This is a genomic window from Polaromonas sp. P3_C2, from assembly GCF_056402675.1.
On record NZ_JBFUGX010000455.1, the window covers coordinates 1 to 3,437 of the forward strand.

At 64.2% G+C, this 3,437-nt stretch carries 2 protein-coding genes and 1 pseudogene; all 3 read right to left on the reverse strand.

The genetic code is table 11. From position 1 onward, the window contains the following. Nucleotides 1-73 (reverse strand): annotated as a pseudogene (locus AC1DWI_RS17075) (phosphoribosylanthranilate isomerase); the annotation flags it as partial. Beyond that, nucleotides 70-864: a tRNA pseudouridine(38-40) synthase TruA gene (gene truA, locus AC1DWI_RS17080; RefSeq protein WP_477671345.1), complete on the reverse strand. Its 795-nt coding sequence runs from the start codon at nt 862-864 to the stop codon at nt 70-72. The gene truA and the pseudogene AC1DWI_RS17075, both read right to left, overlap by 4 nt. A gap of 49 nt (nt 865-913) precedes the next feature. Beyond that, nucleotides 914-3,437, reverse strand: a 2,524-nt coding sequence (locus AC1DWI_RS17085; protein ID WP_477725276.1) for a FimV/HubP family polar landmark protein, incomplete at its 5' end; no start/stop codon positions are given.

The window sequence follows — 3,437 nt, forward strand, 5'->3', positions numbered from 1 at the left end:
CCACGGCCGCGTCCACGTCTTCCTCGCGGGTGAGGCCGCAGATCTTGATTCGGGTGCGGGTGGCGGGCGTCATGGAAGCCAATCATAGGCCGCTGTGCGACTTGGGAGGCCATAGTGGTCTTCATAGACCGGTCCCAAGAAGTACAACCCATCGGGTGAAAAAGTGGGCGCGGCTGCGTCGCGGCTGCGCGCATCCCTTACCTCGGCCAGCCAGCCTGGCGGGTAGTTGCCCTGGCCGACAGCCACCAGGCAGCCCATGATGTTGCGAATCATGTGGTGCAAAAAGGCGTTGGCCTCGAACTCGAAGCGCCAGTATTTGGAGCCCGTACCGGCACGCTCGGAGATGTCGATCCGGCTGATCGTTTTGACGGGGGACTTGGCCTGGCACTGCGCGGCCCGGAAAGAGCTGAAATCGTGCTCGCCAATGAGGTGCGTGACAGCCTGTCGCATCGCAGTGCCATCCAGTGGCCGGTACACCCAGCCGACACGCCCGGCTTCCACGCTGGGCCGCACTGGTGATTCCAGCACGACGTAGGCGTACCTGCGTGCGATGGCGCTACCGCGGCAATGGAATTCGTCGGGGACCTCGCGTGCCCATTGCACCGCGATGTCACCGGGTAAAAAGGTGTTGGTGCCGCGCACCCATGAGGCAATGTCGCGCTGCAGCGGCGTGTCAAAGTGCACGACCTGCATCAGCGCATGCACGCCAGCGTCGGTGCGCCCGCAGCAGAGGGTACGAATCGGCTGGGCGGCAAACTTGGCCAAGGCCAGCTCCAGCTTGTCTTGCACGGTATTGCCCGAGAGCTGGCTTTGCCAGCCCTCGTAGGCACTTCCGCTGTAGCTGATGCCGAGGGCAATCCTCACGGTTGAACCCCGGCCGGTGCGCAGTGAACGCGGTGCGTTCAGGCTGCGCTCACGCCAAGGCGTTCAGGAACGCCTGCGCCTTGACTTTCAACGGGCCACTGGCTTCTGCCAGCACTTCTTCGGCCAGCGAGCGGGCACCGTCGGTGTCACCCAGCGAGCGGAACTCTTCGGCCAGCATGAACTTGGTTTCAAGCGGGTCATCCGACGAAGAAGATACTTCAAACTCAGGAGCGGGACTCTCCGTTGTTGGGCCATTCAGGTCAAGTGAAAGCGAGCCCAGGTCGAATTCCAGCATGCCGCTGTCGGCTACTGCCGGGGCCGGGGCCGGGGCCGGAGCGGCCTTGACCGGCGGAACCGGTTTGGCTGGCGGGACGAACGGCTCGGGTTCAAAGTTCAGGCCTTCGGACAGAAAGGAAATCTCGGGTGCCGCTTCGGCGGGTTTGGCCGCAGCAGGTGCCGGTGGCTTGGCCGCAGGCATGGCAACCGTTGCGCTGCTGAAATCCATGTTCAGGGCGGCGGGTTCCGGTTTCCTGACGACGGGCGGGGCAACTGGTTTTGGTGCAACGGGTGCCGATATTGCCGCAGGGGTCGTGGCTGTATCAGGCTCATCACCGAGTGAGAAATCCAGGTCAAGATCAACGTCCACGGCCGGTGTTGGCGCAGGGACATTGACCGGTTGAGCCACCATGGCCACGGTACCGCCCGGGCTGAACGCCGAGGTCCCGGCGGCGGAGGCTGTGCCGGCGGGCTGTCCGCCAGGCTGGTACATCGGGTTCGAAGGGTCGAGCTCGCGGCCCATCTCGGTGATGTACGCCCATTCCGGGCCATTGCCGTGGGTCAGATTGAAGGCTTCGATGGCGACAGTTTCAAATGCCTTGCTGTCGCGGCGTTTTGCATAGATTTCCATCAGCTTGGCGTGAATTGCCACGCGCATGGGGCTGGTGCGCATCGCCTCCTTGAGGATTTCTTCAGCTTGCAGGTCGCGTCCATATGCCAGGTACACATCGGCTTCGGCTACGGGGTCTACGTCGCCAGCGGCGTCCAATTGACTGGGCGAATACACCAGGGACGAGCCCGTGGCGTTGCCTTCATTCGTGTCAATTCTTTGGCCGCCGCTGGCGCCGAAAAAAGAATCGGGCTGCAACCTGCTTTCAAGGAAAGAGCTGTCAACCTGGGCCCCACCGGCGCGCTGGCGGTACCGGTAAAAACCGAATCCGGCGAGCAACGCGACCAGAAGGCCTACGCCCGGCAATACCAGGGGGTTTTCCAGCAGTTCGTCGAGCAGGCTGGGTTCAGGTGGCGGCGGAGGCGGCGCAACAACCGGTTTTTTGGGTGCTGCCGGAGCGGCTGCCACCGGTGCGACGGGTTCGCTGGCCGCGGGGGCTGGTTGTGAAGCCGCTGCAAGCGGCTCGGCGCTTGCAGCCGTGGCTGAGGCTGCAGAGGCGGGTGCCATGGGAACCGCAGGCGTCGTGCCCGCAACTGCTGCGCTGGCCGGCTGTGTGGCTGTCACCGCTGCCTTGGTGGATGCCGATGCGGCGATGGAAGGCGCCGAAGCTGCCGGAGCCGCCGCAGGTGTGGGGACTGTAACGCTGGACGGAACTGGAACAGCCACACCTGGCGTTTTGGCTGCGCTGGCTGCGGGTGCCGCTGCCGGACCGCTTCCGAGTTTGTTGAGCTCGTTGATATTTTTGGACAGCTCCGCGACCCGTGTCGAGGCTTCTTTGGCTTGCCGTTCCTTGGCAATCTTTTCTTCGGCGGCTGTCGCTGCCTTGCCCTTGACGGCTCCCTTGGACAGGGTGAGCTTGTCGGGGGTGGTGCTGGCAGGCGCCCGGTCTTCCACCTTGGCCTCCACCTTGCCGCCGGCCTGGCGGTCGGCACCGGCTACCTGTGCCGCTGGCACGCCTTCTGCGAGTTTTCGGCGGAAAGTGTTGAAGTCCTTGCTTTGCGCGACGATGGTCTGGGTAGCTTCGCCGGGGGAGACGGYGCCGGCCGATTCGGCGGTCGGGATGTCCAGCACGGCGCCGGACTTGATGCGGTTGACATTGCCGCCGATGAAGGCATCCGGGTTGCTTCGGAGCAAGGCGACCAGCATCTGGTCCAGTGAAATGCTGGACGGCTTGTTCTGGGCAGCGATTTTGCCTGCGGTGTCACCGGATTTGACGGTGACCTGTGTGTCGCCGGCGGGGGCTTTTTCCGCCTTTGCCGCAGGTGCCTTGGCTACGGGGGCGGGCCTGGTGGCACTGGAGCCGGGGCCTGACGGGGAATAGGGGATGGACGCAATGCCTTTGGAGGGCGGCGCGGCATTGGGCGAACCGGGGCGCGACAGCACAGGTGCAGTTGGCGCAACTGCTGTGCCGCTACTGCCGGACCGCAGTGCCGGCGGGTCAAACAGCATGGTGTAGTCGCGTGTAATTCGCCCGTTCGACCAATTGGCCTCCAGGATGAGGTCCACGAAAGGCTCGGTAACGGGGCGGTTGCTGCTCAATCGCAGGAAAGACCGTCCGTCCGTCCGACGTTGCAGGCTGACTTCGACACCGGTGACCACCGTGCCGTATTCCATGCCTGCTGCCTTG